General features: G+C 61.5%; 4 protein-coding genes. 1 reads left to right on the top strand and 3 read right to left on the bottom strand.

What is annotated here, in order from left to right; all coding sequences use genetic code 11:
* Positions 1-224 (top strand): hypothetical protein (locus HT737_RS31315; protein WP_220459500.1); only part of this gene is annotated, 224 nt, incomplete at its 5' end.
* A 530-nt stretch (positions 225-754) separates the two neighbouring features.
* Here the strand turns inward: HT737_RS31315 and HT737_RS25010 are convergent.
* The 3 genes from HT737_RS25010 to HT737_RS25020 all read right to left on the bottom strand — a co-directional run.
* A complete protein-coding gene (locus HT737_RS25010) occupies positions 755-3,217 on the bottom strand; it encodes a TonB-dependent siderophore receptor (protein ID WP_095667048.1) in 2,463 nt (820 codons plus the stop codon).
* A 119-nt stretch (positions 3,218-3,336) separates the two neighbouring features.
* Positions 3,337-4,986: a cyclic peptide export ABC transporter gene (locus tag HT737_RS25015; RefSeq protein ID WP_182404201.1), complete on the bottom strand. Its 1,650-nt coding sequence runs from the start codon at positions 4,984-4,986 to the stop codon at positions 3,337-3,339.
* A 146-nt stretch (positions 4,987-5,132) separates the two neighbouring features.
* The coding region (locus HT737_RS25020) for a formylglycine-generating enzyme family protein (RefSeq protein WP_182404202.1) at positions 5,133-5,941 on the bottom strand (809 nt) is incomplete at its 5' end.

The raw sequence follows: 5,941 nt of genomic DNA on the forward strand, positions 1-5,941 counted from the left end.
ACAGCGACCAATTTCTGACTGAAACACCATCCGACTGTGGAGGCTGGCTTGCAGCGAAGGCGGCCTCGACAGCCGACCAATTTCTGACGAAACACCGATCCACTGTGGAGCTGGCTTGCAGCGAAGGCGGCCTGACAGCCGACCAATTTCTGACTGAAAACACTCAGTCCCATGTAGGAACTGGCTTGCCAGCGATGGCGGCCTGCCAGCCGACCAATTTCTAACTGATGACACCCGATCCCACTGTGGGAGCTGGCTTGCCAGCGATGGCGGCCTGACAGCCGACCAATTTCTAACTGAAAACACTCAATCCCCTGTAGGAACTGCCGAAGGCTGTGATCTTTTGATCTGGCTTTGGCTTTTGATGTGGCTTTTGATCTTCAGCCCCTTCGGCAGGCCGAGCGTAGGTGTTCATCCGGGGGATAGGCGCGCAGCGCCGTGCGGCGAAGCCGCATGCATCGAGAGGAGGTGCAGCGAAGCAAACCGTAGGCGATGCCCCCGGATGGGCACCGTAGCGAGGGAACACTGAGCCTCAGCGAAGTGCCGTACGCCGGGGCAAAGCCTTTTGGGTTACCTTTTCGGCGTCTGGAAAAGGTGACTCGCTGTAAGAGCGAAACCGCCAGCGGCAGCACCCGCAGAAACGGATATACACCCAAAACCCCAAGAGCCTGGTCGGCCCAAAGGCCGCCAAGCCCCAATCAGCCCGCAAAAAAAACGCCAGCAAATGCCGGCGTTTCAGTGAGCGCTAAACGTATTACCAGTTGTAGGTCACGTCAGCAGTCATGGTGCGGCCTTCACCGTAGTAGCAGTCGAGGGTACCGTTGCACGCGGCAACGTATTTCTCGTCGGTGAGGTTTTGCAGGTTGGCTTGCAGTTTCACGCCTTTGACGTGCAGCGGCGATTTTTCCAGGTCGTAGGAGACCATGGCGTCATACACGGTGTAGGACGGAATCTGGAACGAGTCCGACTCGTAATCGGAACCGTAGCTGCTGCGCACGTAGCGGGCGCCCAGGCCCATGCCGAAACCGGCGAGGGCGGTGGAGATGTCGAAGTCGTAGTTGACCCACGCGGAGGCAGTCAGTGGTGGACGCATGGCCAGGGTGCGACCTTCGCGACCGTCGTTGTCTTTCTCCCACTTGGTCTGGTTACGCGACACCGCCGCCAGCACGCGCAGGTTGCGGGTGACGTTGACCTTGCCTTCCAGCTCGATACCGCGCGAACGCACGGAGCCGCTCTGGGTGCTGAAGCCCGGGTTGTTGAGGTCGGTGGTGAGCATGTTGTCCTGGTCGATCTGGTACGCCGACAGCTGAATGAAGCCGTCGATCGACTTCGGCTCGTACTTGACGCCGACTTCGTACTGCTTGCCGGTGGTCGGTTCGAAGGCGCTGCCGCTCATGTCGGTACCGGTTTGCGGCAGGAACGATTCGGCGTAGCTGACGTACGGTGTGATGCCGTTGTCGAACTCGTAGCCGAGGCCGGCACGCCCGGTGAACTTTTCGTCCTTCTGGTTGCTGTGGCCGCCGCTCAGCGGTTGCTTGTTGTCGGTTTCGGCGAAGTCATACCGACCGCCGAGGGTCAGGAACCACTGGTTCCAGCGCAGTTGATCCTGAGCGTACAGGCCGGTCTGGGTGATGGTGTTGTCCCACTTGTACGGCTGGCGGAAATTGATCTGGCTGCCATACACCGGGTTGTACAGGTCCAGACCTGGAGCGGTGCGGTCGTACAGGCCGAGGAATTTCGAATTGTAGTGGTAGTAGTCCACGCCCAGCAGCACGGTGTGCTCGACATCGGCGGTGTTGAACTTGGCCTGGGCGATGTTATCGATGCCGTAGACCTTGTTGTGCTGCGACCAGTCCACCGCATAACGGCTCTGGTAGCTGCCGTCGTTGAGGCCGGTGACCGGGTTGGTCGGGAACGCATAACCGTGCAGCGGCGCCACGTACTGGTCGTTGATGTCGGCGTAACGCGCGTTCTGCTTCAGGGTCCAGACGTCGTTGAGTTCGTGGGCAATCTCGTAACCGACCACGAACTGCTCGCGGTGGTACTTGTTCACGTCCGGCTCACCGAGGAACAGGCTGCGGCTGATGCGCCCGGCCTGGCTGCGATGCACGGTGCCGTTGGCCGGCAGGCCCTGGGCTTCCGGTACGTCGTGGTCTTTCTGGTACTGACCGAACACGGTGATGGTGGTCTGATCGTTAGGCAGCCAGGTCAGGCTTGGCGCCAGCAGCATGCGGTTCTGGCTGGCGTAGTCGATGGCCGAGCCGCTGTCGTTGACCACGCCGGTCAGGCGATAGAGGAATTCGCCCTGATCATCGATCGGGCCGCCGAGGTCGAAGGCACCGTACTTGCGGTCATAGCTGCCGCCACCGAGCTTCACTTCATGCAGCGGGGTCGCGGTCGGACGCTTGCTGACCATGTTGACGATACCGCCAGGCTGGTTCTGGCCGTACAGCACCGAGGCCGGGCCCTTGAGCACTTCGACGCGCTCCAGGGTGTACGGGTCGATCTGCAGCGAACCGCCGGTGCTGCCGCCGCCGTAAGGCATGTGCAGGCCGTCGAGGTACAGCGGAGTAGGGGAGAAGCCACGGGATGTCGGTTCGTCGAAGATCTTCACCCGGTCCGAGAAACCGCCGCCGGTCATGCCCGGCGTGTATTGCAGAGCTTCGGTGACGGTCTTCGAGCCGCGCATCTTGATTTCGTCTTGAGTGACGACGTTGATGGTCTGCGGGATTTCCTTGAGCGACGAATCGGTCTTCGAACCGGTGGCGCTGCGTTTGGCGACGATCCCGTCGACCGGGCCCCAGGCCGATTCTGCCGTGGCGGAAATGCTGGTCGGGGCCAGATCGAGGCTGGCGCCACCGCTGCTGCGCGAACGCAAGGCGACGTTGTTGCCCTCGACGCTGTAGGCGATGTTGGTGCCTTGCAGCAGTTGCGCGATGGCGGCGGTCGGTTCCAGGTTGCCACTGACCGTGCTGCTGCGCAGGCCGCTGACCTCATCCGGGCTGTACAGCACTTGGAGGTTGGTCTGGCGACCGAATTCCTGCAGCGCGCTCCCCAGCGACTGTGCAGGAATATTGATCGCCACGGCAGCGGCTTGGGCCTGGCCGGCCATCGGTACGGTCAGGGCCATGGCGCAGAACGCTGGCAGGGTGCAACGGAAGGAGCGGCGGATCAGCAGAGCCTTGGCGAGCGGGTGGAGTCCGTGCGGTGCGGGCATTGTTCTTCTACTCTTCAAAGTGTTGACTGAGAACTATTTCTATTAACTGTTAGTAAGACGTTGAGCCTTCCGAAAACCGGAAAGCTCACTGCCATTTTTTTTTACAAATTTTTTCACAGTCAGGCGGGTTGCAGCTCAGTGACCACTTTGCCGGCGCTCATGCGCACCAGTTGGTCGGCGACATCGAAGTAACGATCGTCGTGGGAAATGACGATGATGGTCTTGCCCAGACGCTTCAGGTCCGGCAGCAGCTCGGTGTAGAAAATCCGCCGGAAAGTCGGGTCCTGATCGGCGGCCCACTCGTCGAACACCAGCACCGGACGTTCCTCCAGCCAGGCGTTGATCAGGGCCAGACGCTTGCGCTGGCCGGTGGACAGATCGGTGGTGGTGAACGAGCCGTCACGCACACTGACCTTGTGCGCAATTTCCAGGCGCTCCAGGTATTTGTTGGCGTCTTCCGGGATATGGGTGTCGCCCTGAACCACGTCGTCGAACAGGTAATAGTCGGCGAAAATCGTGGTGAACAACTGGCGGTAATCGTCGCGGTTGCTGGCGTCGACGAGCTGCTGGTTGAGGCGGATTTCGCCTTGCTGTGGCGCGTACAGACCCAGCAGCAATTTGATCAGCGTGGTCTTGCCGCAGCCGTTTTCGCCGACGATGAAAATGATGTCGCCCTGTTCGATTTTCAGGTTTACCGGCCCCAGCCGGAACGGCTTGGCGCCTTCTACCGTCGGAAAACTGTACGAGACATCGGTCAGTTCCAGGCTGTGCACCGGGGTCTTTTGATGGTCCTGATCGCTGAGCAACAGGTGCGGTTCGGGCGAGGAAAACTGCTCGGACAGATCGGCAATGCGGCGGAACGCAATCTGCGCGCGACTGACGATCGGCAAGGTGCCGATGATGTGTTCCAGCGGCCCTTTCATGTACAGCAGCACCAGCACGAAGCCGCTCATCACCGCTTTGTCGGCGCTCGGCCACAGCGATTGCAGGCCCAGCGCCAGGCCGATCACCACGAAGAACAGCATCGAACCCAAAGTCTTGGCGACCACGAAAATGTTTACCGAACGCACCTGCGTCGCGCAGATCTTGTCGGCCGTGCCTTCGATGCCCGAGACAAACATGCGATGCCGGCGCGGGCGGTGGATGCGCAGTTCCTTGGCGCCCTCGGCGACCGCGTGGTAGTGCTTCTGCAACTCGTCTTCGTAGTCGCGAGCCTTGAGGAAACCCTGCATGCCGCGCCCGCGCGCGATGTACTGAATGACCGTGCCGATCAGGATCGCCACCGCCATCATCAGGAACATCGGCCACGACAGCATTGCCAGGTAGCCCATGCAACCGAGGGTCACGGTCAGGGAAATCGCCAGCGGCGCAAAGGCGAAAGCGAAGTCGCTGATGGTGTCGACGTCGTGGGTCAGCACCGGAATCAGCCGATGGCTGCGATAGCGCTCGATCTGCTCGATCGGCGCCGAGAGGACTTTCTCGCCGAGCTCTTTGCGCAATGTGGCGATGATGTGCTGGCCGACGAAATTGGTGCCGATGTCGGAAAAGATCGAGCTGGTCAGCGCCAGCAGGCACAGGCCGGCGAACACCGCGACCATGGTGCTGGTCAGTGCGCCCTCGGCGTGCAGCACATTGTTAATGGTCGCCAGCAACGCGGTGACGCTCAGGCCACCGACCATGCCGAGCAGGATCGACACGCTGACGATCAGTCGAAAGGGTTTGAGCAGGGCGAACAATTCATTGATCACCCCGCGTGTTGGTTTGCTCATGGAGGTTCCCTGCTTGAAGGAGCGGCGAACACCGGCACTGCGCGTGGGGTTCGCCTGGATGACGTAGAGGGCGGTGGGCGCACCATGGAGATCGCGCCCACCTGTAGAACGACTGGCGGGATGGCTAATTTAGCCGGGCGATGGCGTTACAGATCGCGGGCGACCCGGAAGCCGATCCAGTCGCCACGGGTGTCGGTGTAGGTGGCGTTGCGGTTGCCCGAGCGCGAGAACACCGGTGCCTCGCCCCAGTCGTTGCCACGGATGCGCCGCACTTCGCATTTGCCGCTGAGCCAGGCGCTGCCATCGCTTGGCGCGCCGACGTAATTCTCGTTGTAGCAATCGGCGGTCCACTCATAAATATTGCCGTGCATGTCGTAGACGCCGAAGGCGTTGGCCGGAAAGCTGCCGGCCGGCGCGGTGAAGTTGTAGCCATCGGCGGCGCCGTAAGTGTTGGCGTGTTTGGCGATGCTGTATTCCTTGCCTTCGTCGAACGGGAAGGGGAACGGGCCCGTGCTGCCGGCGCGGGCGGCGTATTCACGCAGCGATTCGCTGACCAGTCGATAGGGCTGGCCGGTCTTCTTCGACAGCCAGGCCACGTAAGCTTCGGCCTCCGGGAAATCCATGCACACCGCCGGGTGCTTGTCGGTGTACTGCTTGCGCGGGTCGCTGCCCTGATAATCCGGGATCCCGGCCTTGCACGCGCGACCGGGACGCGTGTCGCCGTCGGGCATCTTGTAGCCGCTGTCCTTGAGGTAGGCGTCCCACTCGCCGCGCAGAATCTGGAAACGGCTGATCGCCAGCGGTTTGGCAAACGTCACCGGGTGCATCGGCCCTTCATCCGGCTCGCGGCCAACCTCATCCTCCGGTGTGCCCATGGTAAACGTGCCGGTGGGCAGCACGACCATTTCCGGGCAGTCCTTGCAGTCCTTGAACACCTTGCCCGGCGCAGGCGGGG

Source organism: Pseudomonas sp. MD195_PC81_125, from assembly GCF_014060985.1.
Classification (GTDB): domain Bacteria; phylum Pseudomonadota; class Gammaproteobacteria; order Pseudomonadales; family Pseudomonadaceae; genus Aquipseudomonas; species Aquipseudomonas parakoreensis.

Bases quoted from the DNA above. Each gene is read 5' to 3' on its own strand.
- HT737_RS25010 (WP_095667048.1), bottom strand. From the start codon at position 3,217: ATGCCCGCACCGCACGGACTCCACCCGCTCGCCAAGGCTCTGCTGATC.
- HT737_RS25015 (WP_182404201.1), bottom strand. From the start codon at position 4,986: ATGAGCAAACCAACACGCGGGGTGATCAATGAATTGTTCGCCCTGCTC.